This window comes from Streptomyces sp. CB02366 (genome assembly GCF_001905905.1).
GTDB lineage: Bacteria > Actinomycetota > Actinomycetes > Streptomycetales > Streptomycetaceae > Streptomyces.
Genome location: NZ_LIVT01000009.1, coordinates 80632 through 104712, shown reverse-complemented (window position 1 = coordinate 104712; position 24081 = coordinate 80632). Strand labels below are relative to the sequence as shown.

Below are 24081 nucleotides of genomic sequence, written 5' to 3'. Positions count from 1 at the left end.
CCGGCTCGGCGCCGGGCGGTTCCCGGGACGCAGTCCATGCCGAGCGCGAGGAATTCCTCGGACGGGAAAGGAGATAAGGCAAGCGCATTTCGTGATGCCCGCGCTTTTCGGAATTTCGGTATGAGTCGCGGCTCGGCAGCCGTATTTCTCGAATGCTCATGCCGCTGCCGCCGGGATTTTCTTGCGGGCATGGGTCGCCCGCTCCTGTTCGGCCGGCTCGTCTCCTTTGCTGGACAGAGGCCTGGAGGCGGTCGTGAGGGGTGGAGGCGGGCCCCTCGAGGATAGAAAAAAAACCGCTTAGTCTGTATCTTATCAACGCACGTGCATCGCAGGAACGGCTCGCCATTCACATGACCCCTGGGGGGAGTTATGCCCGAAGCAGCAGTCTTGATCGATCCGGTGCCGGCCATGGAAGCGGAGGCCGCCGTGGCGCACCCCGTGGGGATCGACATGGTGCACCGGACCCGGCCCGAGGACGCCTTTCCGCGCGACTGGGTGCGCCTGGCGCACGACCGGTTCTCGGTGACGGCGGTCCTTCCGCACGATCACGCGTTCTTCGCCCCGGTGGACGGCGACCGGCACGACCCGCTGCTGGTCGCGGAAGTGATGCGGCAGGCGGCGATGCTCGCCTTCCACGCGGGGTACGGCGTGCCGCTGGGCCACCACTTTCTGCTGTCGGGCCTGGACTTCGCGTGCCACCAGGAGCACCTGAGGGTCGGCGGCGCCCCCGCCGAGGTCGACGTGGAGGTGTACTGCTCCGGCCTGAAGTGGCGCGGCGGGCTGCCGGTGGCGGGGCGCGTGGCGTGGACGATGCACCGTGACGGGGAGCCGGCGGCGACGGGGGTGGGGGTCACCCGCTTCACGAGCCCCGAGGTCTACCGGCGGATGCGCGGCGACGCCGCCGCCGAGAGCATATCGATACCGGCCGCGGCACCGGTCCGTGCCGCCCTGGCGGGCCGGAGCAGGACCGAGGACGTGGTGCTGTCGGGGACCGGCCGGGACGGGCTGTGGGACCTGCGGGTGGACACCCGGCACCCGACGCTGTTCCAGCGCCCCAACGACCACGTTCCCGGCATGCTGCTGCTGGAGGCGGCCCGCCAGGCGGCCTGGCTGGCGGTGGGAGACGGCGGGATCGTTCCGACGGAGGTCGTCAGCCGGTTCCACCGGTATGCCGAGTTCGGCAGCCCGTGCCGGATCGGGGCGGTGGTTCTGCCGGGAACGGCCGAGGGTACGGTGACGGTCCAGGTGACCGGGCGTCAGAACGGCGAAACGGTGTTCACCGCGGTCCTGTCCGGCTTCCGGGTCCGCGGCTGAGGGAGGGGCGCACACGTGATTCTCGTGACGGGCGCCACCGGAGCGGTGGGCCGCGAGGTCGCCGCGCGGTTGGCGGCGGCCGGGCCCGTGCGGATCCTCGCGCGCCGCCCCGAGCGGCTCGGGGCGGCCGGGGACGGGGTCGAGGTCGTCGAGGGGGCGTACGCGGACCGGGCCGCCCTCGACCGGGCGCTGCGGGGCGTCGCCTCGCTCTTCCTGGTGACGAACAGCCCCACCGAGCCCGACGACGAGCGGGTCGCCGCGGCGGCCGCCGCGGCGGGCGTGCGCCACCTGGTCAAGCTGTCCATGCTGGCGGTGGAGGAGCCCGGCGCCGCCGACTTCATCACCCGGCGCCAGCGGGAGAACGAGCGGGCGATCCGGGAATCGGGCGTCCCCTGGACCTTCGTCCGTCCCAGGACATTCATGTCCAACACCCTGTCCTGGGCGCCCGGCATCCGGTCGCGGGGCGTGGTGCGTGCCCTGCACGGCGACGCGCCGGTCGCCTGCGTCGACCCGCGCGACGTCGCCGCGGTCGCCGTCGCCGCCCTCACCGGCACGGGGCACGAGGGCAAGGCGTACGCCGTGTCGGGGCCGGAGGCGATCACCGCACGGGAGCAGACGGCCCAGCTCTCCCGGGCTCTGGGACGACCGCTGCGCTTCGAGGAGCTGGGCGTGGACGCCGCGCGGTCCGCCCTGCTGGCGAAGTACCCGCGACCCGTCGCCGAGGCGTTCCTGGAGAGCGCCGAGCGGCAGCGGGCGGGCGCCAAGGCGGCGGTCGTGCCCACGGTCCAGGAACTGACGGGCCGCCCGGCCCGGCCCTACCGCCTCTGGGCGGCCGACCACGCCGAGGCGTTCGCCGCGCGATAGGGCCGATTCGCGGGGGAGCGGGAGACGGAAGTCGCCGATGAACCGCCGGGGACCGGGGATAAGTCGGATGATGCGCGTTTTGCTTTTCTGTTCCGCTGACATCGCGCAGGACCGGTGTGGCCGGAAAGCGGCCTGGCCCCTTCGTCGCATTCCTCCGTTCCCTGGAAAACCTACCGACTAGTTGGTTGGATAACTCCATGACACCGTCCTACCGCTCCGGGGTGGAGCCCTCGACCGGTTCCGGTCCCCTTTCCGGTCCCGTATCCGACCGCTTCTCCCTGGCGGGGAGGGCCCGGTGACCAAACAGGAGCGCGCCGCCCGTACACGCCAGGCGCTGATCCGCTCCGCCGCCGCCGTCTTCGAGCGGCACGGTTACGCACAGGCGCGGCTGGTGCTGATCAGCTCGGGAGCGGGCGTCAGCACGGGAGCGCTGCACTTCCACTTCGAGAACAAGGCCGCCGTGGCGCAGGCCGTGGTGGCGGAGGCGTCCCGAGGGCTGCACGACCTGTCGGCCGCGATCCGGCACAGGACGGACAACGCCGTGCAAGCACTGGTCGACACCTCGCACGCGCTGGTGGAACGGCTGCGGGACGATCCGGTGAGCCGGGCCGGATTCCGGCTGAGCTGTGACGGGGAGAACGCCGGAGTCCCGGACCTGCGGCTGGAGTGGCACCACCGGGTACGGCGGCTGCTGGACGAGGCGGCCGCCGCCGGCACGCTCGCCGACGGCGTCTCGCGCGCGGACGCGGCGGCCGCCACCGTCGCCGTGACGACCGGATTCGAGGCGCTCGGCCGGGACGACTCCGCCTGGCTGTCCCCGCACATGCTCACCGGGTTCTGGCGGTTACTGCTGCCCCGGCTCGTCGCCGCGGAGACTCTGACGCTCATGGACCCGGCCGGCACCGGCGCGGCGGCCTCGGGGCGGGGCCCCGCCCTCGCGGTGCTCACCGGGGGCACGGCGGAGGCGGCGGGGCAGCGGACCGGGGCCGACTGACCGGCCGGCGGAGGCCCGCGACCACCCGGTGAAGACCCCCTCCCGTACCGCGCCCGGGCCCGAGAGCCGGTCCCATACCCGGGCGGCGGGCGGTTCCGCCCGGTGCTCCGAAGCCGTCCCCCGGCGCCTTTCGAGCAGGGCCGGCGCGAGGCGCGCGAACCCCCGGCCGGCGCGGCGGGAACCCGTCTTCACCGCCCGGCGTCCGGGCCCCGGCCCGTCGCGCCGAACAGATCCGCCCGGCCCGCGTCCGCTCCCCAGCTCGCCAGCAGGCGCAGGCCCTCGGCCGACTCCGAGCCCGGCTCCGCGTGGTAGGTCACCAGATGCTGCTCCTCGTCGTCGGGGAGGTTCAGCGTCTCGTACGCCAGGGTCAGATCCCCGGCGAGCGGATGCCGGACGACCTTGGTGCCGTGGCCCTTCTCCTTGACGTTGTGGGTGGCCCACAGCCGCCGGAACTCCTCGCTCTTCACCGAGAGTTCGCCCACCAGGGCCGAGAGCTCCGGATCGTCGGGGTGACAGCCCGCGTACAGCCGCAGATAGCTGACCATGTCCGACGCCTTGGAGTCCCAGTTCACGAACAGGTCCCGGTAGGCGGGGGAGAGGAACACCAGACGCGCCCAGTTGCGCTCGGCGGGCGGCAGCGCGCCCCAGTCGCCGAACACCGCCGCCGCCATCGGGTTCCAGGCGAGGATGTCCGAGCGCGCCCCGGTCACGTACGCGGGAATGCCCTCCATGCTGCCGAGGAGGTACAGCAAGCCGGTCCGCACCCGCTGCGCCCTCGCGGGACGGCGCTTCCTCCCGTGCCGCGCCGGCCGCGCCAGATGCGTCAGGTGCGCCTGCTCGGCATCCGTGAGCCGCAGCGCACGCGCGATCGCGTGCAGCACCTCCGCCGACACGTTCCGCCCGTTGCCCTGCTCCAGACGCGTGTAGTACGCCACGGAGACCCCGGCCAGCTGCGCCAGCTCCTCCCGGCGCAGCCCGGGCACCCGGCGACGGCGGCCGAACTCCGGCAGCCCCACGTCCTGCGGCCGGAGCTTGGCCCTCCGGGTCCGCAGGAACTCGCTGAGCTCGGCCCGCCGGTCCAGCGGCTCGGGGGAGGCGGCCTCCGGCTGATCGTCCATGCCTCCATTATTCCGTCGATCCGCGGTCGTACGCCGCCGAGCCTGTCCCCGTCGGTGGTAGGACCGCCGGACGTAGGCACAGCGGTGGGCTGGGCGGACGCCGTCCCGGGTGTGAGGCTCGAAGGCGTACCCACCGCACCACCCAGAGGAGAACCTCCGGCATGACCACCGTTGCCGCCTACGCCGCTCCCCGTGCCAAGGCCCCGCTGGAGCGCACCACGATCGAGCGCCGTCCGGTGGGCGAGTTCGACGTCCTGATCGACATCGAGTTCGCCGGTATCTGCCATTCCGACATCCACCAGGCCCGCGACGGCTGGGGCGAGGGCATCTTCCCGATGGTGCCTGGCCACGAGATCGCCGGGATCGTCGCCGAGACCGGGCCCGGCGTGACCAGGTTCAAGGTCGGCGACCGCGTCGGCGTCGGGTGCATGGTCGACTCCTGCGGGCGGTGCGCCGCCTGCCGGACGGGCCGCGAGCAGCACTGCGCCGAGGGGAACACCCAGACGTACAACGCGCTCGACCGCGGAGGCGAACCCACCTACGGCGGCTACTCGACGCACATCGTCGTGCGCGACGCGTTCGTCGTCTCCATCCCGGAGGGCATCGCCCTCGACGAGGCCGCGCCTCTGCTGTGCGCGGGCATCACCACGTACTCCCCGCTCAAGCGCTGGGGCGTGGGCCCGGGCAAGAAGGTCGCCGTCGTCGGTCTGGGCGGCCTCGGCCACATGGCGGTCAAGATCGCCCACACCCTCGGCGCGGAGGTCACCGTCCTCTCCCGGACGCTGCGGAAGAAGGACGACGGGCTGAAGCTGGGCGCCGACCACTACTACGCGACCGGCGATCCCGCGACCTTCGAGGAGCTGGCCGGAGCCTTCGACGTCATCCTCTCCACGGTCTCGGCCCCGCTGGACTTCGACGCCTACCTCGGTCTGCTGCGGACCGACGGAACCCTGGTCAACGTCGGCGCCCCCGAGGAGCCGGTCTCGCTCAACCTGTTCTCGCTGATCGGCGGTGACAAGGCGATCGCGGGTTCCATGATCGGCGGCATCGAGGAGACCCAGGAGATGCTGGACTTCTGTGCCGCGCACGGGCTGGGCGCGGAGATCGAGTTGATCGAGGCGAGCCAGGTCAACGAGGCGTACGAGCGGGTGCTCGCCGGCGACGTCCGCTACCGCTTCGTGATCGACGCCGCGACCATCTGAGAGGCGTCACGACCGCCCGACGGGAGCCGCGTCCGGCTGAGCCGCCCCGTACGCCGTGCCCGCGTCCGCCCCGAGCCCTCGAACCGCTCGGGGCGGAGGCGTGCTCAGGCCGGCTCCGGCGTCCCGGCCGACCGCCGCGCCCCTTCCAGGACGGCGGCCAGCAGCCCGGGGAAGAGTGTTTCCAGTTCGTCCTCGCGCAGCCGGCTCAGGCGGGAGGTCCCGTCGTAGTGCTGGCGGATGACCCCCGCCTCGCGCAGCACCTTGAAGTGGTGGGTGGTGGTGGACTTGCTCACCGGCAGGTCGAACGCGATACAGGCCATGTCCTCGTGCCCGTCCGCCAGTTCCCGCGCGATGCGCAGCCGGACCGGGTCGGCCAGCGCGTGCAGGACCGCTTCCAGGCGGATCTCCTCCAGCCGCGGATGGGCGATGTGCCGTCCGGACGCGGCGGCGCGCTCGGTGGTGGGCATGGGTGGCCTCCTCGGGTCGGCCTCCAAAGTACGAATATCAACGTAGTTTGACAACTGACGTACTACGATGCCTATCGTTGTTTCCTCGGTGCCGCCCTCCGGCGGCCACCCCCCGATCCGAGGAGACATACCGGTGAGTGCCCTGTTCACACCCCTGACCCTGCGGTCCCTGGAGATTCCCAACCGTGTCTGGATGTCTCCGATGTGCATGTACTCCGCCGCCCACGAAGGGCCGGAGACGGGGGTTCCGACGGACTTCCACCTCACCCATCTCGCGGGCCGGGCCGCCGGCGGCGCCGGGCTCGTGATGGCGGAGGCCACCGGGGTCCGCCCGGACGGCCGGATCAGCCCCTGGGACCTGGGCCTGTGGAACGACCGCCAGCAGGAGGCGTTCACCCGCATCGCGGCGGCGATCGCCTCCCACGGCTCGGTCCCCGCGATCCAGCTCGCCCATGCCGGACGCAAGGCGTCCACCGACCGGCCCTGGGTCGCCGACCGCTCCGTACCGCAGGACGAGGGCGGCTGGAGCGCCGTCGCCCCCAGCGCCGTCGCGTTCGAGGGCCTGCCCGTACCGCACGAACTGACCGAGGACGAGATCCAGCAGCTGGTGCGCGACTTCGCCGCGGCCGCGGAACGCGCCCTCGCCGCAGGCTTCCGCGTCGTCGAGATCCACGGCGCGCACGGCTACCTGATCAACTCCTTCCTCTCCCCGGCCGCCAACCACCGCACCGACGCCTACGGCGGCAGCTGGGAGAACCGGCTGCGCTTCCCGCTCCAGGTGGTGGACGCCGTCCGGGCGGTGTGGCCCGACGAGCTGCCGGTCCTCTTCCGCACCTCGGCGACCGACTGGCTGACCGAGAACCCCGAGGACCCGCGCGAGGGGTGGACCGGCGACGACACCGTACGCCTCGCCGGGGAACTGGCCGCCCACGGCGTCGATCTGCTGGACGTCTCCTCCGGCGGCCTCGTGCGCGACGCGGCGATCTCCGCGCACCCGGGCTACCAGGTGCCCTTCGCCGACCGGGTCAGGCGCACCGCCGGCCTCCCCACCTCCGCCGTGGGACTGATCCTGGACGCCGCGCAGGCCGAGGAGATCGTCGCCGCGGGACAGGCCGACGCGGTCATGATCGGCCGCGAGATGCTGCGCGACCCGCACTGGGCCCACCACGCCGCCGACGCCCTCGCGACCGGGCCGCGCTGGCCCCGGCAGTACGGCTACGCCCTGGCCCGCCGGTCGGCCAGCGCCTGACCGGCCCGGCCCCACGGCGCTGATCCCCCGGCCGGGGCCCGGCCCCTTCCCCGCCCAGGCGCCGGGCGGGGAAGGGGCCGGGCCGGCGACGGCCCCCGGGCTACGACGGGACGGGCGAACCGCCCGTCCCGTCGTCGGCCGGGGCCGGGGCCTCCGGCACTTCTTCGGCGAGCTGCTCGCGGAGGTACCTCCAGACCACCCCGATCAGCGCCGCCGCCGGCACCGCGAGCAGGCTGCCCACCACGCCGGCCAGGCTGCCGCCCAGCGTCACCGCGAGCAGGACGACCGCGGCGTGCAGGCCGAGGCCCCGGCTCTGGATCATGGGCTGGAAGACGTTGCCCTCCAACTGCTGCACCACGATGATGATCGCGAGCACGAGCAGGGCGTCCATCAGCCCGTTCGAGACCAGCGCGATGACCACCGCCACGAACCCGGCGAACAGCGCCCCGATGATCGGCACGAACGCCGAGACGAAGGTCAGCACCGCCAGCGGAAGCACCAGCGGAACCCCCAGGATCCACAGCCCGAGTCCGATGAAGACGGCGTCCAGCAGACCGACGGCCGCCTGCGACCGGACGAACGATCCCAGCGTGTCCCAACCGCGCGAGGCCACCTCGGGGACGTCCACGGCGAGCCGGCCGGGCAGCTGACGGGTCAGCCACGGCAGGAAGCGCGGGCCGTCCTTGAGGAAGAAGAACATCAGGAAGACCGCGAGGACCGCGGTGACCAGCCCGTTGACTACGGTGCTCACCCCGGTGACGGCGGTGGTGACCACACTGCCGACGCTGTCCTGCAGCTTGGCGGTCGCGCTGTCGAGCGCACCGGTGATCTGATCGTCACCGATGTTCAGCGGCGGCCCGGCCGCCCACTCGCGGAGCTTTTCGATGCCCGCGACCACCCGGTCGGCCAGCTCACCGGACTGGTCGGCCACCGGTACGGCGATCAGGGCCACGATGCCCGCTCCCACGAGCAGGGCGAACACCGTCACCGCCGACGCCGCGAGGGCGGGGCGCCAACCGTGCGCGCGCAGGAAACGGGCCAGCGGCCAGGTCAGCGTGGCGAGGAACAGAGCGACTATCAGCGGCCATACGACCGACCACATCCGGCCCAGCACCCACAGCGCGACCCATGCCGCCACCAGGACCAGCAGCACCTCCGCGGAGGCCCGTGCCGATGTGCGGAGGGCGGCCGCGGTCTTTGTCGAACTCAATGGCGAAGACATGGCGTCACCCTATGGGTTCGGTCACCGCGCTCCGGACACCCGCAGGCCGGCCGGCGCCCACCGCGCGCGAGAAGCGCGCGCACGGGGCCGCGGGGCCGGTCAGCGCAGGGCGGCGGGCAGTTCTCCCCGGTGGACGATACCCAGCCGCTGGGTGGCCCGGGTGAGCGCCACGTACAGATCGCTCGTGCCGAACCGGCCCGGCTCCACCACCAGCACATGGTCGAACTCGAGCCCCTTGGCCTGCCGCGGATCGAGCAGCACCACCGTGCGCGTGAGATCGGGTTCCCCGCCCGCCGTGATCCCCTCCAGCGGGGCGGCGATCATCTCGTGCAGGCACCGCGGCGCGATCACCGCGAGGCGCCCCTCCCGGGGTGTCAGCTCCGCCACGGCGTCGGCCACCGCGGCCGCCAGGTCCGCCCCGGACTCCCGTGTCCACGGCTTCTCACCCGTCGACCGCACCGAGACCGGCGCGGTGAAGGAGGGGTCCTTCTCCCTCAGCACCCCGGCGGCCAGCTCCATGATCTCGGCGGGCGTACGGTAGTTGACCCCCAGCGTGACGTGCTCGAAGCGGTCGCCGACGTAGGGGGAGAGAATCTTCTCCCAGGATCCGACCCCGGCCTCCTCGGAGGTCTGCGCCGGATCGCCCACCAGGGTCATCGAGCGGGTCGGGGACCGCCGCATCAGCAGCCGCCACGCCATCGGCGACAGCTCCTGGGCCTCGTCCACGACGATGTGCCCGAACGCCCAGGTCCGGTCGGCGGCGGCCCGCTCGGCGGCGGTGCGGTGGTCGGCCTCCTCGTGCCGCTCCGCCATCCGCTCGGCGTCGATGATGTCGTGCGCGGCGAGAACCTCGGACTCCTCGTCCTCGAACTCGTAGCTCTCCGACCCCCGCGACAGCTCCAGCACCCCCTGCGCGTAACCGACCCGCTCCTGGCGGGCGGCCTCGGCGGCGGCCCGCTCCGCACTGTCGTCCACCCCGAGCAGTTCGGCCGCCTCGTCGAGCAGCGGTACGTCGGCGGGGGTCCACGCCCCGTCGCCGGGCGAGCGGCGGATCGCGTCGGCGTCCGCCTCCGGCACGTACACCGGGTCGGCCAGATAGTCCGCGAGGAAGCCCTCGGGGGTCAGGGGCGGCCACAGCTCCTGGACGGCGGCGCGCACCTCCTTGCTCAGCGCGACGTCCCGGCCGAGCTGGGCCACGTCGTCGGGTCCGAGGAAGTTGGGCCCCCCGTAGGGGTCCGCGCCGATCCGTTCGACGAGCTGCGCGGTGAGCGCGTCGATGACCCGGAAGGCGAAGTACGGGCGGGCGAGGTTGTGCGGCAGGCGCGTGTCGCGGGCCGCCTGCCGGGCCTCGTAGGCGATCTCCCAGTCCAGGATCAGCTCCCCGCCGTCCTCGTGCGGGATCACCATCGGTGCACCGGGCTCCGGAAGCAGCTGCCGGTCGCGTACGGCCAGGGCGAGGGCCTCGGCCATCGCCTCACCGCCCTTGACGGCCGCGGCGCCCGGGGTGTCCGTTCCGGTGGCGTGCACACCGGGGAACAGCTCCGCCTGCGTCGCGAGGAGCACCCCGGTCTCCCCCAGGGAAGGCAGCACCTCCGCGATGTAGCGCAGGAACGCCGGGTTGGGGCCCACGATGAGCACGGCGCGCTTGGCCAGCAGTTCACGGTGCTCGTACAGCAGGAAGGCGGCCCGGTGGAGCGCCACGGCCGTCTTGCCGGTGCCGGGGCCGCCCTCCACGACGAGGACGCCGCGGTGCGGGGCCCGGATGATGCCGTCCTGCTCGGCCTGGATGGTTCGCACGATGTCGCCCATGCGCCCGGTGCGCGCGGAGTTCAGCGCCGCGAGCAGTACCGCGTCGCCGTTCGGGTCCTCGAAACCGGTGCGGGCCTCGTCCCCGAGATCGAGGATCTCGTCATGGAGCTCGGTGACCGTACGGCCCTCGGTGGTGATGTGGCGGCGCCGGCGCAGTCCCATCGGCGTGTGCCCCGTGGCGAGGTAGAAAGGACGCGCCACCGGAGCACGCCAGTCGATCAGAACGGGAGTGTGCTCGGTGTCGTCCTCCCGGATTCCGATACGGCCGATATGGTGCGCGATTCCGTCCGAGCGGTCGATGCGGCCGAAACACAGGGATCCGTCCACCGCGTTGAGCGCGGCCAGCAGACCCGAGCGCTCCGCGACCCGGATGTCGCGTTCCAGGCGTGCCTGCTGGTTGGCGCCCACCGGCGTCAGCGCCCGCTCCACGCCCTCGGCGGCCACGCCGCGCAGGGCGTCGACCCGGGCATGGAGCCGGTCGATGAATTCCTGCTCTTCCCGCAATTCGTCGCTTTCCCGGTTTGACAAAACGGCTCCCCGCCAGATATATTCGTATCCATAAGGCCCCCGAGCGGGGCCTTTCTGCGTGAGCGCAGAAGATTCCAATATACGCGCGACAAACCCCGGACCGCAATTGCGGTCCGGGGTTTGTCATGCGGCGAAGGCACCCGGCGCGTCTGCCGCGGTGGCGACCGGGCCGGCCCCTACTCCAGGCCGTTGCGCGCGGCGAGCTTCACCAGGACCTCGACCAGTGCGGGTTCGAGACCCAAGGCGATGAAGGTGAGAGGCGGACCGCCCCGCCGTTCCAGCTCCACGCGGTGGAACGCCATGAGGAGGGACGCGGTGCTCATTCTGCGCAGACCGGTGACCTCCCGCCACGCCACCGCGCCCCGTATCCCGCCGAACGGGCCGGTGACGGCCACGCCCCCCTGGTGCAATCGGCACTGGTTGCCGCCGCGTCGCGCCGTGACGAGGCGCCATGCCAGCCGCAGCCCGAACAGGACGACCACCACGGCCGCGGCCACGGAGCACTTGAGGAGTGTGGAGTTCGGCCTGACCCACACCAGCGCGGCGATCATGACGAGAACCAGCAGCGTGATGGTCCGCAGCGCCGCCTGGCCGAGCGCGCCCGCCACCCCCACGGCGTGGTACGTGCCGATCCGCCGCCCCAACTCCGGCCCGTTTCCGGTCTGTCGCACGATGAACCGCCTTCTCGGGGTCGTAGCCGCCAGGACCTCCACGAACTCGGGTGAGCGGCGGGGCCCGGCGGCGGCGCATCCGACCTGCGCCGCCGCCGGGCCCGACGCTATGGCCGCCCGGAGCAGGGCACCAGCGACCGCATCGCATGGAACCCATGCGCGGGCGGAATGCGATCGGCGATGATGCCGGTGTCCGGGCGACGAGCGCTGCGGCAGGGGGAAGACATGTGGGAGAACGAGTCGCTCCGGCTGCTCGTCACCGTGGCCGAGACCGGGTCGTTCACCCGGGCGGCGGCCCGGCTCAACTACACGCAGTCCGCGGTGTCCCGGCGGATCGCGGCGCTGGAGGCCCGAGCCGGCGGGCCGTTGCTCGAGCGCCTGCCGCGAGGCGTACGGCTCACTCCCGCCGGACGGGTGCTGCACCGGCACGCCGTGGAGGTGCTCGACCGGCTCGCCCGTGCCGAGCGGGACCTGGCCGTCCTGCACACCGGAGACGGCGGGCCGCTGCACGTGGGCGCGTTCGCCACCGCCAACATCGCACTCCTGCCGGCCGCCCTGCGAGCCGTCGAGGACGCCCGGCCGGGGATCGAGGTGGCGGTCGTCGAGGGCCCGACCGGCACACTGATGCGGCATCTCGCGGACGGGACGCTGGACCTCGCCGTCGTCAGCGACTACCCGTACGGCCTGCCCTCCGCCGAGGGGACCACGACGACCGCGCTGTGCGAGGACGAACTGCTCGTCGCCCTCCCGCGCCGCCACCCCTTGGCCGGGGCCGACGCCGTCGACCTGTACGAACTCCGCGACGAGACCTGGATCCAGAACGCGTACGGCGACCGTCCCACCATGCTCGCCGACGCCTGCGCCCGAGCGGGCTTCACCCCGGGACGGATCATGCGGATCGCCGGCTGGGCGGGCAAGTTCGGCTACGCCGCCGCCGGCCTCGGCGTGGCCCTGGTCCCCTCACTCGCGGCTCGCGCGGTCCCCGCCGAACTCGTCCTGCGCCCCCTCACCGACTCCGCCCTGTGCCGGACCGTCCACGTGGCACTGCCCGACAGACCGCTCCCGGCGGCCCTCATCCTGCGGGAGGTCCTGCTCGGCGCGGTCGCGGAGCACGTACGGCCCCGCTCACCGGGCTGAGACGCCCCCCGCCCCGTCCGACAGGGGAGAGGGGGCGGCGGTCCGTCCCTCACCCGCCCGGATACCGTCAGGGCCACCGCTCGCCGCCTCCACCTCCGCGTCCAGGGCGGCCAGCAGCCAGTCGTGCGCGGTTCCCGGCGTCGGCTCGGGGTGGAGACCGGGAACGCCGATCACCTCGGCCGTCAGCTCCCAGTACCGGTCGAGGCGCGGATCGGCCGCCAGCCGCCCGGCCAGCACACGGCGGAAGGCGGGCGTGTCGTCGGCGCCGTACGTCCGCGCGTACGCGTCCACGAAACCGTCCAAAGCCTCCCCGGGGGCGGGGTCGGCCCGACGGCGCATCTCCCCGCCCGCCAGTTCGTACGCCTCGGCGAGCCCCGCGTACAGCACGGCCGGGGCGCGGGCTCCCCCGACGGCGTGCGCCCGGGGCTGGGTGGCGTCGCGCGCCCCGTCGCCGCACGGGCGGGTCACGAAGGCGTGCAGCCGGGCGAAGGCGAGTACCTGGTCCGGCCGGGGGTCCCCGGGCGGGCGCGGCACCGCCGCCTCCAGGAACGCGGCGACCGACCGGGCGGGCATGCGCGGCGGCAGCCAGCCACGCCAGAAACGGGCCAGCGAGTCGGTGCTCGGCGGGGCGGCGAGGGCCCCCACCAGCCGGAGCCGGCCGGCCCGTTCGTCCGGCGGGCACTCCTGCACCAGCCGGAGCGCCGCCTCCCGCCAGCGCAGCGCGGCGAGTTCGGACCCCAGGGCGCGCAACCGGCCGGCCACCGCCTCCTCCAACGCGCCGCCCGCCGCGGCCCCGTCGTCCCGCTCGTCCAACTCGTCGAGAATCCGGCGCACTTCGGAAACCGGCAGATCGAGGCCGCGCAGGGAACGGATCATGTCCAGCCGTTCCACGGCCTCCGGCGCGTACCTGCGGTGTCCGCCGGCGCTGCGGGACGTCTCCGGCAGCAGTCCCCGGTCCGAGTAGAAACGGACGGTCTTGACGCTGAGACCGGTGCGTTCGGCCAACTCGCCGATGGTGCACAGCCCGTCGTACGACGAGAACACTTGAACCTCCACCAGGGGGAGTTCCTACCGTACCGGCGGGCGCTGCCGGGGGACCGGGCCGGTGCGCCGGAGAGAGCGTGACGAGGAGGGACCATGACCGTATTCATCCTGGTGGCGGGCGCGTTCACCGGACCGTACGTGTGGCGGGACACCGCGGCCCGGTTGACCGCGGAGGGGGCCGAGGTACGGACGGTGGCGCTCACCGGACTCGGCGGGGGCCCGGGCGGACCCGCCGGGACCGTCGACCTGGAGACGCACATCGCGGACGTCCTCGCGGTGGTCGACTCGGTGGCGGCGGGGCCCGGCCGGGAGATCGTGCTCGTCGGCCACGACTACGGCATCCACCCGGTGTACGGCGCGGCCGACCGGCGGGCGGGAGCGATCGCGCGGATCGTGCACCTGGACGCCGGGATGGTCCAGGACGGCGTCCCCGCTCTGGCCGCCGTGCCCGACCGGCGACTGCGCGAGGAGGCGGCGGAGCTGGCCGGGGTGAGCGGGGGAGGGGGGACCGGCGGCGCTCTGCCGCCCCCCACCCGGGAAGCGTGGTCCCGCTGGGGGAGCACCGCGGGTCTCACCGAGGCGGCGCTGGAGGGACTCACCGCCCTCGCGGCGCCGCAGCCGCTGGGCACCCTGCTCCAGCCGCTGCGCCTCACCGGCGCGGTGGCCGCCGTACCCGTGACCGGGGTGCTGTGCACCGGCAACGGGCCCGGCGTCGAGATGCTCCAGATCATGGTGGACGTCGGCGACCCCGCGCTCCGGGCTCTGGCCGACGCCGAGGTGCCCTTCCTCGAACTGTCCACGGGTCACTGGCCGATGCTTTCCCGCCCCGCCGAACTGGCGGAGGCCCTGGCCGAGGCCGCGTCGGGCGGGGGGCGCCGACTGACTCCGCCCGGCGCCGCCCACCGGCCCGCCCATCTGCGACCGTTCCTCCTCGACGTACCCGAACGGCCGCGCGAGCGGACCGGGAACACCGACCTGTACCTGCCGGACGGCCCTGGACCGCACCCGGCCGTGGTGTTCGTGCACGGCGGCCCGGTACCGGCCGGGGCGCGGCCCACCCCCCGGGACTGGCCGACCCTGACGGGATACGCGCGCCTGGTCGCCGGGCAGGGGGCGGTGGGTGTGACCCTCGACCACCGGCTGCACGCCGTGACGGACTACGAGCAGGCCGCCGCGGACGTGGCCCGAGCGGTGGAACGGGTGCGTGCCGACCCCCGGGTGGACGCGGACCGGGTCGCCCTGTGGTTCTTCTCGGGCGGGGGCCCGATCATGGCGGACTGGCTGGCGCGGCCTCCGCGGTGGCTGCGGTGCGCGGCGGCGAACTATCCGATCCTCGCGCCGCTGCCGAGCTGGGGGGCGGCCGGCTCCCGCTTCCACCCGGTCCGAGCCCTCTCCGGCGCCGGGGAGCTGCCCCTCGTGCTGGTCCGGGCGGGACGAGAGGTCGCCGAGATCGCCGCGACGGTCGACGCCTTCGTGGCCGAGGCCGCCCGCTGCGCGGCGGACGTCGAGATCGTCGACGTACCGGAGGGGCGCCACGGCTTCGAGACGCTCGACCCGACCGACGCGGCCCGCGAGGCCGTGCGCCGGGCGGTGGGCGCGGTACTGGCCCGCCTGAGGGGGTGATCGCCCGGCCCCACGACGAACGGGGCCGAACGGGGCCGGCCGGAGACGTTCCCCGGCCGGCCCCGCCGGGGCAGCTACTCGATGACCAGCTCGACGTCGATGTTGCCCCGGGTCGCCTTGGAGTACGGGCAGTAGGCGTGGGTGGCCTCGACCAGCTTCCGCCCGGTCTCGCCCGCGAGGGAGTCCGGCAGCTCCACCCGCATGACCACCGCGAGCCCGAAGCCGCCGTCGTCCTTGCCGATGGAGACCTCGGCGGTCACGGAGGCGTCCTTGGTGTCGACCTTCATCTCGCGCCCGACCGCGGCCATCGCACTGGCGAAACAGGCCGCGTACCCGGCCGCGAAGAGCTGCTCGGGGTTGGTGCCCTTGCCGTCGCCGCCGAGGGCGGGAGGCATGGCCAGGGGCAGATCGAGCTGACCGTCCGAGCTCACGGCACGGCCCTCGCGGCCGTTGGCGGTGGCGGCGGCGGTGTACAACGCGTCCATGGGTGACCCTCCTCTTCGGCCCGCCCGGGTTGGCCGGCGCCGTGGAGATAAAGGTTGCACACAATTGAGTTGTGTACAACTCACAGGCGGGGCGGCAGTACGCTGGTGCCATGACCACCGCCCCGGACGCCACGCCCGATCTGCCCGCCGTCCCCGACGCGGAACTGCTGCGGCTGGACCACCAGGTCTGCTTCTCGCTGCACGCCGCCTCGCGGGCGTTCGGCGGCTACTACCGGCAGGCGCTGAAGGAGCTCGGGCTCACCTACCCGCAGTACCTGGTCATGCTGGTGCTGTGGGAGCAGGGGCCCCAGTCGGTCAAGGCGCTCGGGGGGCGGCTGCGTCTGGACTCCGGCACCCTCTCGCCGCTGCTGAAGCGCCTGGAGGCGGCCGGGCTGGTCCGGCGCGAGCGCAGCCGCCAGGACGAGCGTTCCGTTCTGATCGAGCTGACCGGCGAGGGTGCGGACCTGCGCGAGCGGGCGCTGACGGTGCCCCGCGGCGTGCTGGCCGCCACGGGCCTGTCGGTCGAGGAGGTTCTCGGCCTGCAGGCGGTGCTGCAGCGTCTCACCGCGGCTTTGGGGGAGGCGGCCGAGGGGGAGTGAACCGCCGGGGTCCGACGGATGACCGCCCCTCCGCGGCGACCGATCGATGCGACAGGAAGAGTTGTCAGATCCTTGATGTGACAGAATTACTTGTCATAATGGCGGGTGGTGGCTAGGTTGACCGCATGGACGCCACGAAGCCTGTTCCGACACCTCTCCCGGACGACGAGAACTTCTGGACCGCGGTCCTGACTCCGGTGGAACCCGCCTGGCGCGAGCCCGCGGACGACGACACGTTCGCCATGGACGAGCAGGTGCTCGACGCGGCCCGGGCCCTGGCCGAACGGATCTCGACGCGCGCCCTGGCCTACCGCACCGCCGGCAGGCCCTTCGACGCCGCGGTCAGGGCCGCGCCCGATGTGCAACTGGCGCTCCTGCGGTCCCTCCACGAGGCGAAGCTGTCCGTCGACCGGCTGGCCGAGAGCGCGGCCGCCGTCGCCGGACGCGGCGGCGCCAGCTACGCGCAGCTCGGTGCCGCCTGGGGCGGCATCAAGCGTCAGTCGGCCCGCCTCAAGTGGCCCCACGCGGTGCCCAAGAAGTCCGCCGGCGAGTCCATCCCGCTGCATTACGCGGGCGGCGACGCGGTCATCCACCACGACCCGGGTGCGGACGCCTGGTGGTACACCGCCACCGGGGCGGACCTGCGGCAGGACGAGTCGGATGCCGAGCACCGCACGTCCGCCGAAGCCATCGCGCGGGCGACCGAGTTTCTGCTGGCACACGCCCGGCCCGCACCGCCCGCCCCCCTGTGAGCACGCCTCACGAAGCGCGTCGGGCCGTGAGGGAAACCGGCCCGACGCGCCGGGAACCGCACGGCCGTCGCCGCTCGTGAGCCCCTCCTCGGCGGAAGGGGCGGCGCCGCGCACGGCGGTCGCCGGGTCCGGGCCGAGGACTGCGAGCGCTCCTGGGGCGGTGCGGGCCCACTCCTGCGCGGCTCGGTGCGGCTCCTCCGCGTACGTGCGGCCCCGGGTGCGGCCGACGTCGGGGGCTTCGTGCACGTGGGCGGCCCCGGCCGCTGTGCGGTGCCGGGACGCCGCTCAGCCATCGTCCGAACGGCGACCGAGCTCCCAGGCCACGAGGGTGCGGTAGTGGATCGGTCCCGGGCCCCGGCCGACGTTGCTGCCGACCAGGTACAGGCGCCCGGCCTCCCAGCTCCGGCCGACGAACGGTGCGAGCCCCGCGGCGGCCCGCACCGTGGCCGCGTGGTCGCCCCGGCGGGAGCGGGCCAGGGTCAGATGGGGCCGGAACGGCCGTTCCGGAAAGAGGACGCCGCACTCCCGGACTCGAGCGCGTACGTCGGCGGCGAGGCGGTGCAACTCGTCGAGGTCGCCCGTGACCCCGCTCCACAGCACCCGCTCGTCGAAGTGGCCGCCTCCGCACAGCGCCAGCCGCAGAGGCGCCCGTCCTGTCGCGAGCCCGGCGAGCGGAGGCATCAGGGGCGGGACGGCGGCGACCGGCAGCTCGCCGAGGAACGCCAGGGTGATGTGCCAGTCCTCGATCCGGTTCCACCGCATGCGGGGGTAGGCGTCGTAGGCCGGGCGCAGGGCGCGGGCCAGTTCTTCCTTCGCGTCGTCGGGCGGGGCGAGCGCCAGGAACACACGGGTCGTCGCGGCTCGGACGGGCTCCTCGGCGGAGGGTCCGGTCACGGCTTCGAGCGGTTCGTTCACCTGCCGTACCGTACGGGCCGCCCGGCCGCCGCCGCGACGCGGGGCCGGTGCCGAACCCGGCGCCGGGATCCGGGCGTGGACCGGTGCCCGTACGGCGCGGGACGACGGAGCCGTACGCGGCCCGAGCGACGCCCGACCGCGGGGCCCGGGGCGGTTCTCAGCCCAGGTAGTCCGTACGTCCCTCCTCGTCGAGTGGGAAGGGGCCCTCGGGAATGATGCAGAACTCGTTGCCCTCCGGGTCGCCCATCACCAGGAAGCCGCCGTCGTCGTACCCCTCCAGCCTGCGCCCGCCGAGCGCCTCGACCCGCTGCTGCTCGCCGGCCGGATCGGGGGACGACAGATCGATGTGCAACCGGTTCTTGCCCTGCCCCGGGGCGCCCCCGGTCCGCTGGAACCCGAGGCCCAGACCGTTCTCCCGGCGCAGCCACACATAAGGGCCCGTGCGGCCCACGACCGGCCTGCCGAGCAGCTCGGACCAGAACGCGGCCAGCCGCTCCGGATCCCGGGCATCCACGATGAGGGCGTTGATCGACAGGGGGGAATCCGTCATGGTTCCCACCCTCCCCGATGCGCCCGCGCCGCGCCAGGCGCTGCCGCCGCGCGGGGCCGCCGCGCGGCGGCCCGGGCGCGCCGTTTGCCACCGTCGCATACAGTCATGCCCATGACGCAAGAGGACGGTGAGCTGGACAGCCTGGTGCGCAAACGCATCCGCGCCCTGCGCGTGGCCCAGGGGTGGTCCCTGGAGGAACTGGCCACCCGCGCGAAGATCAGCCAGTCCACGCTGAGCCGGATCGAGAACGGCCGCCGCCGACTGGCTCTGGACCAGCTCGTCATCCTGGCCCGCGCCCTGGACACCTCCCTCGACCAGCTGGTCGAGACCGCCGCCGACGACATCGTCTCCCACCCGATGATCGACGGAGCCCACGGCCAGATGCGGTGGCCCATCAAGGCGGAACCGGGCATGACCGTCATCCGCCAGCGCCTGACCGAGCCGCCGCCCGACAATCCGGCGCGCCTGCGGGCGCATCCGGGCCGTGAATGGCTCGTCGTCCTCTCCGGCACCGCCATCCTGCTCCTGGGCAACCGGCGCCTGCGGATCGAGACGAACCAGGCGGCGGAGTTCCCCACGATGCTCCCGCACGCGATCGGCGCCGAGGGCGGTCCGTGCGAGCTGCTGGGCGTCTTCGACCGGGACGCCCGCCGTGGCCACCAGCGCGGTGAGGGCACGGAGAGGGCGCCCCGGGCCGACCCGCCCGGGTGAGCCCTTTCCGGCGCCGGGAGGGCGCCGCCGCCCAGGGGCGCGGCGCCTTCGTACCGCGCACCGCCGCGTACTCGGCCGCGAGCCGGGCCGGGGGGACACCCGTCGACCGCGGCCCTTGCGGGGGCCGGCTTTCCGGAAGGGGGGCGAAGCCGACGATCATCTATGAGGCGGGCTCACCCCGTTGCCGTCCCGGGGGCCTTCGGCCCGGTTCGCGTCGGCGGTGTTGAGCCGGGCGGCCTGCCGCGTCAGGTGGTCGCGCTCGGCGAGCGTGGACGCCCGGCCGGCGGCCTCCACGTACAGCCTCGCCGCTGCGGCCACGTCGCCGTCGCGCTCGTGGAGGTACGCCGACACCGCCGCGTACCGGGGCAACGACCGGCTCAGCGTGGCCAGTTCGGCGAGACCGGCCTGCGGTCCGTCGGCCTCGCCGATCGCCACCGCCCGGTTGAGCCGCACGACCGGGCTGTCCGTCAGGCCGGCCAACTCGTCGTACCACTCGACGATCTGCGCCCAGTCGGTCTCCTCGGCCGTGGGCGCGTCGCAGTGCAGCGCGGCGACGGCCGCCTGGGCCTGGAACTCGCCCAACCGGTCCCGGGCGAGGGCCGCCTGCAGGATCCCGACGCCCTCGGAGATCATCCCGGTGTCCCACCGGCCCCGGTCCTGCTCGGCGAGCGGCACCAGACTCCCGTCCGGCGCGGTCCGCGACGCGCGCCGGGCGTGGTGGAGCAGCATCAGCGCGAGCAGGCCCGCCGCCTCCGGGTGGTCGATCGCCGCCGCCAGCTGCCGGGTGAGCCGGATCGCCTCGGCGGCGAGGTCCACATCCCCCGAATAGCCCTCGTTGAAGACCAGGTAGAGCACGCGCAGCACGGTGGCGACATCCCCGGGCCGGTCGAACCGCACCCGGGAGACGGTGCGCTTCGCCCGGCTGATGCGCTGCGCCATGGTCGCCTCGGGCACCAGGTACGCCTGGGCGATCTGGCGCGTGGTGAGCCCGCCGACGGCCCGGAGGGTGAGCGCGACGGCGGACGAGGGGGTCAGCGAAGGGTGGGCGCACAGGAAGTACAGCTGGAGCGTGTCGTCCACCGAGGGCGCGGGACCGGGCGCGGGCTCGTCGTCGACGCGTTCCTCCCGCCGCCGCCGGGCGGTCTCCGCCCGGGCCGCGTCCAGGAACCGCCGCCACGCCACGGTGACGAGCCAGCCCTTCGGGTCGCGCGGCGGGTCCTGCGGCCAGACGCGGACCGCCTCGACCAGGGCGTCCTGCACGGCGTCCTCGGCCGCCGCGAAGTCTGCTCCGCGGCGGACGAGGATCCCGAGCACGCTCGGTGTGAGGCTTCGCGGAAGGAGCTCGTCCATCGGGCCCTCACTCCGTGACGGTGGGCGGCGCGCTCAGGAACGGCCGAACCTCCAGCCACTCGTGGATCGGCTTCCCGCCCGCCCCCGGAGCGGCCGACAGCTCCCCGGCCAGCTCGACCGCACGGTCGTGGCCGTCCACGTCGATGATCATCCAGCCGGCGATGAGGTCCTTGGTCTCGGCGAACGGACCGTCGGTGACCGGCGGCCGCCCCTCGCCGTCGTACCGGACCCATGAGCCCTCGGGGGCCAGGGCCTGGCCGTCGACGAACTCCCCGGACTTCTCCAGCCGGTCGGCGAAGTCCCGCATGTACTGCATGTGCGCCGAGATCTCCTCGGGCGTCCACCGGTCCATGGGGACGTCGTTGACCGGAGCCGGGGCGCCGCGGTAGTGCTTGAGCAGCAGGTACTTGGCCATGGTTCTCTCCTCGGTGCCGTGCGGCCCCTTCCGGCCGCTTCCACCACGGGGACGGAGCCGGACGGGGGTTCTCGACATCCTCGCGCGAGGATTCCGTGATTTCTTTCCGACACCCCGCAGCCGCCCCGCCGCGCGGACCCCACCGGGCCTTTACGCCTGGCGGGCGGCGGAGCCACCGCTCAGACTGGCGGAAAGGCGCGGACCGGCCGCCGAGGGACCCGGTACGGACGTGCGACAGCCCGGAGAGGCGGGGAACGATGGGTGAGTACGCGGATCTGCCCGGCGTCCGGACCTGGTACGAGAGCGAAGGCGCCGGCGACCCGCTGGTCCTGCTGCACGGCGGCTTCTGCACCAACGACACCTGGGGCGCCCAGCGCGCCGATCTCGCCGCCGCCCACCGGGTCTTCCTGCCGGAGCGACGCGCGCACGGACACACGGCCGACGTCCCGGGGCCGCTGACGTACCAGGCCATGGCCGACGACACGGTGGCCTTCCTGGAGGAGGTCGTCGGGGGCTCCGCACACCTGGTGGGGTGGAGCGACGGGGGAGTGGTCGCACTGCTCGTCGCCCGGGCCCGGCCCGACCTCGTCCGCAGGGTCGTGGCGATCGGCGCCAACTTCCGCCCCGGACCCGAGTGCTTCGTCGAGGCGTCGATGCTCGACGCGATGACCCCCGAAGGGCCCGACCTCGCGTTCTTCCGCGAGATGTACGAGCCGGTCACGCCGGACGGCGCGGACCACTGGCCGGTCGTGGCCGCGAAGGTGATCGATATGTGGCGCACCCAGCCGACGCTGACGACCGAGGACCTGGCCGGCGTCCGGGCGTCCACCCTCGTCATGGCCGGTGACGACGATCTGATGACGTTGGAGCACACGATCGCCCTGTACCGGGCGATCCCCGACGCCGAACTGGCGATCGTCCCCGGAGCGTCCCACCTGGTCCCGCTGGAGAAACCGGAACTCGTCAACCGGTTGATCCTCGACCACCTCGCCCAGGAGGAGGTGGAGACGATGATGCCCGTCCGCCGGGCGGAGACGGGCCCCACCGCCCCCTGACGGCCCCGTCGCTGCCGGAGGGCCCCCGCCGTGGGGGAAGCGCCCCCCCTCACGGGCGTGCCCGCACGGTCGCCGCTCCTGCGGACGCCTGCGACCGCACCGCCACGCCGTCCGGGACCGCAGGCCACCCGCCGGGGACCATGGATCAGCGATGGGTCGTATGCCCGCATTTATGCTGGCTCAATGCGATCTGCGCGAGCTGCTCCTCGGTGGGCCCTGCTCTCCTCCGGATGCGCCCCCGTCCTGCTGGTCGGCTCCTGGATGATCGCGCAGGCGCGCCAGGGGCCGCGGTACGACCCCGCGGCGGACACCCTGAGCGTGCTGGCCTCCTACGGCGCCGCCGGCTATTGGCTGATGACGGGCATGCTGCTGGTACTGGGGACGTGTTACGTGATGACGGCGTACGCGCTCCGACAGGCGGCGACCGCGGGGCGGCTGGCCCTGGCCGGCGGCGGACTGTCCGCACTGGCCCTGACCCTGGTGCCCGCCCCGAGCAGCGGCGGGGCGCTGGAACACGGGGCGGTGGCCACCGTCGGAGTCGTGCTGCTCGGGGCATGGCCGCCTCTGGCCGCCGTCCGGACCGGGGCGCCGACGCCGTGGGGGCTGCGTCGGGACGTGTCGCTCGTCGCGAGCGGGGTGATGTTCGCGAGCGCCCTGTGGTTCTGGGCCGAGTTGCAGAGCGGGCGGGCCCCGGGCGCCGCCGAACGCGTCCTGACGTTCCTCCACGCGCTGTGGCCGTTCCTGGTCGTCCTCTCCTGCCGCAGAAGCGCGACGGCCTGAACGGGCGCGGCCCCCCGGACGGCCGGAGCGGGCCGGGGGCGGCGCCTGGAGCGGCGCTCCTGCACCGGCCCGACGCCCCGGTCCACCGGAAAGGGGCGGGAGCACCGGCGCGCAGGGGTTTCGGGACGGAAGCCGGCCGCTGCCGCTCCGGACCCCGTACGCGGTGCGCCGCCTACGTCAGCGGCTCGACGGACACGTTCCGGTAGCGGGTCTCGCTGCCGCGGTCCTGGATCCTGAGCACTCCGGCCGTGGGGTCCGCGCCGCGCCGTCGCTCGCCGTGCCGCTCCCGGGTCGAAGGCGACCACAGCCCCCCGGCCGGAAGCGCAGACGAAGCCGCCGTCTGATGCGAAGGGACCAAGCACCTTGTGAAGCAAGGGTCGTGGCGCACCGTCAAGGGCGGCGAACACCCCGGAGCGCGGGCTCCGGGGCGCTGGGAAGAAGTCGGATCATGCCGGACGGGGCGGGGGTCACTGGGGTCTGTCCTCACACTGCCGTCGTCGCCCCGCAGGCGGCAGTGTGACGACCGCCCTAGATCTCGCGGCCCGTGGTGGAGGCGAATCCGAGCCAGGTGTGGCGGTTGCCCCACCAGCACCAGCCGACCTTGGGGGCGTTGCGCCGCTCCCGGCCGTCGCGCCCGGTGCCGTTGCTGATCCAGATCGCCGGAGTGCGCGTGTCCAGCGCGCCGTTCGCCTTGCGCAGCCGGGAGCCGATGGTCATGAAGCAGCGGTTCCGCTCCAGCACCGCCGGCTGTTGCAGCACCCAGTGGATGCCTTCGGTGAGCGCCAAGGGCGTACGGTCCGCCTTGGTGAGGGCGGGCAGGGCCTCCTCGGGGCTCCAGTTCGCCAGGTGGTCGCCCCGGTCGACCCCGGTGACGAAGTAGAGCGGCGCGTCGGGGAGGACGATCCCGTTGGGGAGGAAGTCATCGGCGTCCTGCATGTCGGTGACGACGAAGCCGGGTTTGCCGTCGCGCCGGAGCAGAGGCGCCAGAGCGGAGGCGGGGGCACGGTCCGGATGAACGGCGAGCAGGACGTCGTCACGGGGGCCGGCCTTCCCGGCGAAGGCGCGGACCTCCTCGGCGGCAAGGCCCGCGATCTCGTGCACTCCGAGCTCGATCAGTCGCTCAGCCTGGGCGGCGGGAGGCGGGAGCCGGTACTCGGCGCCGGCCGCGGCGGAATCGGTGGCGGCGATGCCGGGGTCGGAATCGGCGGTGGAGAAGGTGTCGGTCAA

24 protein-coding genes are annotated in these 24081 nt (G+C 73.7%); 12 read left to right on the top strand and 12 right to left on the bottom strand.

Translation table 11 applies throughout. From position 1 onward, the window contains the following. Positions 1-369: 369 nt before the first annotated feature. The 3 genes from afsA to AMK24_RS23720 all read left to right on the top strand — a co-directional run bounded on the left by afsA (position 370) and on the right by AMK24_RS23720 (position 3172). Entirely contained in the window at positions 370-1314 is a 945-nt protein-coding gene (afsA, locus tag AMK24_RS23730; RefSeq protein WP_073770874.1) for a 2-oxo-3-(phosphooxy)propyl 3-oxoalkanoate synthase, read from the top strand. A gap of 15 nt (positions 1315-1329) precedes the next feature. Then, positions 1330-2178 (top strand): NmrA family NAD(P)-binding protein, encoded by an 849-nt coding sequence (locus AMK24_RS23725; protein WP_073770873.1) that lies wholly within the window; start codon positions 1330-1332, stop codon positions 2176-2178. A 295-nt stretch (positions 2179-2473) separates the two neighbouring features. Then, positions 2474-3172, top strand: a complete 699-nt coding sequence (locus AMK24_RS23720; RefSeq protein WP_073770872.1) for a ScbR family autoregulator-binding transcription factor — start codon at positions 2474-2476, stop codon at positions 3170-3172. Positions 3173-3360: 188 nt separating this feature from the next. On the opposite strand, the gene AMK24_RS23715 is transcribed toward AMK24_RS23720, so the two are convergent. Next, the gene (locus AMK24_RS23715) at positions 3361-4290 is read right to left on the bottom strand and encodes a helix-turn-helix domain-containing protein (protein WP_073770871.1); all 930 of its coding nucleotides are present in this window, start codon (positions 4288-4290) and stop codon (positions 3361-3363) included. 161 nt (positions 4291-4451) lie between these two features. On the opposite strand from AMK24_RS23715, the gene AMK24_RS23710 reads away from it, so the two are divergent. Beyond that, on the top strand, positions 4452-5492 hold the full coding sequence (locus tag AMK24_RS23710; protein ID WP_073770870.1) for an NAD(P)-dependent alcohol dehydrogenase: 1041 nt from the start codon (positions 4452-4454) through the stop codon (positions 5490-5492). A 104-nt stretch (positions 5493-5596) separates the two neighbouring features. Here the strand turns inward: AMK24_RS23710 and AMK24_RS23705 are convergent, their stop codons facing one another. Next, complete coding sequence (locus AMK24_RS23705) at positions 5597-5959, bottom strand: ArsR/SmtB family transcription factor (protein ID WP_073770869.1); 363 nt, start codon at positions 5957-5959, stop codon at positions 5597-5599. 133 nt (positions 5960-6092) lie between these two features. Between AMK24_RS23705 and AMK24_RS23700 the strand changes: the two genes are divergently transcribed. Next, positions 6093-7208: an NADH:flavin oxidoreductase/NADH oxidase gene (locus AMK24_RS23700; protein WP_073770868.1), complete on the top strand. Its 1116-nt coding sequence runs from the start codon at positions 6093-6095 to the stop codon at positions 7206-7208. A 100-nt stretch (positions 7209-7308) separates the two neighbouring features. Here AMK24_RS23700 and AMK24_RS23695 read toward each other — a convergent pair whose 3' ends face one another. The 3 genes from AMK24_RS23695 to AMK24_RS23685 all read right to left on the bottom strand — a co-directional run bounded on the left by AMK24_RS23695 (position 7309) and on the right by AMK24_RS23685 (position 11438). Continuing rightward, positions 7309-8430, bottom strand: a complete 1122-nt coding sequence (locus tag AMK24_RS23695; RefSeq protein ID WP_073770867.1) for an AI-2E family transporter — start codon at positions 8428-8430, stop codon at positions 7309-7311. Positions 8431-8529: 99 nt separating this feature from the next. Then, positions 8530-10743: a HelD family protein gene (locus AMK24_RS23690; protein WP_073770866.1), complete on the bottom strand. Its 2214-nt coding sequence runs from the start codon at positions 10741-10743 to the stop codon at positions 8530-8532. 200 nt (positions 10744-10943) lie between these two features. After that, positions 10944-11438, bottom strand: a complete 495-nt coding sequence (locus tag AMK24_RS23685; protein ID WP_242435232.1) for a hypothetical protein — start codon at positions 11436-11438, stop codon at positions 10944-10946. Between the two features lie 225 nt (positions 11439-11663). Here AMK24_RS23685 and AMK24_RS23680 point away from each other — a divergent pair, with 225 nt between their 5' ends. After that, positions 11664-12575 carry a LysR family transcriptional regulator gene (locus AMK24_RS23680; RefSeq protein WP_073770864.1) on the top strand — a complete coding sequence of 304 codons (912 nt, stop codon included), beginning with the start codon at positions 11664-11666 and terminating at the stop codon, positions 12573-12575. On the opposite strand, the gene AMK24_RS23675 is transcribed toward AMK24_RS23680, so the two are convergent. Beyond that, positions 12564-13619 (bottom strand): MerR family transcriptional regulator, encoded by a 1056-nt coding sequence (locus tag AMK24_RS23675; RefSeq protein ID WP_073770863.1) that lies wholly within the window; start codon positions 13617-13619, stop codon positions 12564-12566. The genes AMK24_RS23680 and AMK24_RS23675 overlap by 12 nt on opposite strands. Positions 13620-13712: 93 nt before the next feature. On the opposite strand from AMK24_RS23675, the gene AMK24_RS23670 reads away from it, so the two are divergent. After that, positions 13713-15242: an alpha/beta fold hydrolase gene (locus tag AMK24_RS23670; protein ID WP_073770862.1), complete on the top strand. Its 1530-nt coding sequence runs from the start codon at positions 13713-13715 to the stop codon at positions 15240-15242. A gap of 74 nt (positions 15243-15316) precedes the next feature. Here AMK24_RS23670 and AMK24_RS23665 read toward each other — a convergent pair whose 3' ends face one another. Beyond that, positions 15317-15727 (bottom strand): Ohr family peroxiredoxin, encoded by a 411-nt coding sequence (locus tag AMK24_RS23665; RefSeq protein ID WP_073770861.1) that lies wholly within the window; start codon positions 15725-15727, stop codon positions 15317-15319. Positions 15728-15837: 110 nt separating this feature from the next. Here AMK24_RS23665 and AMK24_RS23660 point away from each other — a divergent pair, with 110 nt between their 5' ends. Next, entirely contained in the window at positions 15838-16326 is a 489-nt protein-coding gene (locus AMK24_RS23660) for a MarR family winged helix-turn-helix transcriptional regulator (protein WP_073770860.1), read from the top strand. 125 nt (positions 16327-16451) lie between these two features. Then, positions 16452-17078 (top strand): hypothetical protein, encoded by a 627-nt coding sequence (locus tag AMK24_RS23655; protein ID WP_073770859.1) that lies wholly within the window; start codon positions 16452-16454, stop codon positions 17076-17078. Between the two features lie 285 nt (positions 17079-17363). Here the strand turns inward: AMK24_RS23655 and thpR are convergent, their stop codons facing one another. Together thpR and AMK24_RS23645 are read right to left on the bottom strand one after the other, a co-directional pair. Beyond that, positions 17364-17993, bottom strand: coding sequence for an RNA 2',3'-cyclic phosphodiesterase (gene thpR / locus AMK24_RS23650; protein WP_073770858.1), 630 nt, complete (start codon positions 17991-17993; stop codon positions 17364-17366). A 157-nt stretch (positions 17994-18150) separates the two neighbouring features. Further along, a complete protein-coding gene (locus AMK24_RS23645; RefSeq protein ID WP_073770857.1) occupies positions 18151-18543 on the bottom strand; it encodes a VOC family protein in 393 nt (130 codons plus the stop codon). Positions 18544-18654: 111 nt separating this feature from the next. Here AMK24_RS23645 and AMK24_RS23640 point away from each other — a divergent pair, with 111 nt between their 5' ends. After that, positions 18655-19254 carry a helix-turn-helix domain-containing protein gene (locus tag AMK24_RS23640; RefSeq protein ID WP_073770995.1) on the top strand — a complete coding sequence of 200 codons (600 nt, stop codon included), beginning with the start codon at positions 18655-18657 and terminating at the stop codon, positions 19252-19254. Positions 19255-19410: 156 nt separating this feature from the next. Here the strand turns inward: AMK24_RS23640 and AMK24_RS23635 are convergent, their stop codons facing one another. Both AMK24_RS23635 and AMK24_RS23630 read right to left on the bottom strand, forming a co-directional pair. Then, positions 19411-20604: an RNA polymerase sigma factor gene (locus tag AMK24_RS23635; RefSeq protein WP_073770856.1), complete on the bottom strand. Its 1194-nt coding sequence runs from the start codon at positions 20602-20604 to the stop codon at positions 19411-19413. 7 nt (positions 20605-20611) lie between these two features. Continuing rightward, positions 20612-21019, bottom strand: coding sequence for a YciI family protein (locus tag AMK24_RS23630; RefSeq protein WP_073770855.1), 408 nt, complete (start codon positions 21017-21019; stop codon positions 20612-20614). A gap of 257 nt (positions 21020-21276) precedes the next feature. Between AMK24_RS23630 and AMK24_RS23625 the strand changes: the two genes are divergently transcribed. Together AMK24_RS23625 and AMK24_RS23620 are read left to right on the top strand one after the other, a co-directional pair. Next, a complete protein-coding gene (locus AMK24_RS23625) occupies positions 21277-22074 on the top strand; it encodes an alpha/beta fold hydrolase (RefSeq protein ID WP_073770854.1) in 798 nt (265 codons plus the stop codon). 183 nt (positions 22075-22257) lie between these two features. Then, positions 22258-22854, top strand: coding sequence for a DUF998 domain-containing protein (locus AMK24_RS23620; RefSeq protein ID WP_073770853.1), 597 nt, complete (start codon positions 22258-22260; stop codon positions 22852-22854). 528 nt (positions 22855-23382) lie between these two features. On the opposite strand, the gene AMK24_RS23615 is transcribed toward AMK24_RS23620, so the two are convergent. Then, positions 23383-24042: a DUF5701 family protein gene (locus AMK24_RS23615; RefSeq protein ID WP_073770994.1), complete on the bottom strand. Its 660-nt coding sequence runs from the start codon at positions 24040-24042 to the stop codon at positions 23383-23385. Positions 24043-24081 lie beyond the last annotated feature (39 nt).

What these genes read in the sequence shown, in the direction of transcription:
- AMK24_RS23625 (WP_073770854.1), top strand. Translation starts at nt 21,277, where the DNA reads ATGGGTGAGTACGCGGATCTGCCCGGCGTCCGGACCTGGTACGAGAGC.
- AMK24_RS23710 (WP_073770870.1), top strand. Translation starts at nt 4,452, where the DNA reads ATGACCACCGTTGCCGCCTACGCCGCTCCCCGTGCCAAGGCCCCGCTG.
- AMK24_RS23680 (WP_073770864.1), top strand. Translation starts at nt 11,664, where the DNA reads ATGTGGGAGAACGAGTCGCTCCGGCTGCTCGTCACCGTGGCCGAGACC.
- AMK24_RS23645 (WP_073770857.1), bottom strand. Translation starts at nt 18,543, where the DNA reads ATGACGGATTCCCCCCTGTCGATCAACGCCCTCATCGTGGATGCCCGG.
- AMK24_RS23620 (WP_073770853.1), top strand. Translation starts at nt 22,258, where the DNA reads ATGCGATCTGCGCGAGCTGCTCCTCGGTGGGCCCTGCTCTCCTCCGGA.
- AMK24_RS23695 (WP_073770867.1), bottom strand. Translation starts at nt 8,430, where the DNA reads ATGTCTTCGCCATTGAGTTCGACAAAGACCGCGGCCGCCCTCCGCACA.
- AMK24_RS23670 (WP_073770862.1), top strand. Translation starts at nt 13,713, where the DNA reads ATGACCGTATTCATCCTGGTGGCGGGCGCGTTCACCGGACCGTACGTG.
- AMK24_RS23635 (WP_073770856.1), bottom strand. Translation starts at nt 20,604, where the DNA reads ATGGACGAGCTCCTTCCGCGAAGCCTCACACCGAGCGTGCTCGGGATC.
- AMK24_RS23705 (WP_073770869.1), bottom strand. Translation starts at nt 5,959, where the DNA reads ATGCCCACCACCGAGCGCGCCGCCGCGTCCGGACGGCACATCGCCCAT.
- AMK24_RS23655 (WP_073770859.1), top strand. Translation starts at nt 16,452, where the DNA reads ATGGACGCCACGAAGCCTGTTCCGACACCTCTCCCGGACGACGAGAAC.
- AMK24_RS23660 (WP_073770860.1), top strand. Translation starts at nt 15,838, where the DNA reads ATGACCACCGCCCCGGACGCCACGCCCGATCTGCCCGCCGTCCCCGAC.
- AMK24_RS23715 (WP_073770871.1), bottom strand. Translation starts at nt 4,290, where the DNA reads ATGGACGATCAGCCGGAGGCCGCCTCCCCCGAGCCGCTGGACCGGCGG.
- AMK24_RS23640 (WP_073770995.1), top strand. Translation starts at nt 18,655, where the DNA reads ATGACGCAAGAGGACGGTGAGCTGGACAGCCTGGTGCGCAAACGCATC.
- afsA (WP_073770874.1), top strand. Translation starts at nt 370, where the DNA reads ATGCCCGAAGCAGCAGTCTTGATCGATCCGGTGCCGGCCATGGAAGCG.
- AMK24_RS23665 (WP_073770861.1), bottom strand. Translation starts at nt 15,727, where the DNA reads ATGGACGCGTTGTACACCGCCGCCGCCACCGCCAACGGCCGCGAGGGC.
- AMK24_RS23630 (WP_073770855.1), bottom strand. Translation starts at nt 21,019, where the DNA reads ATGGCCAAGTACCTGCTGCTCAAGCACTACCGCGGCGCCCCGGCTCCG.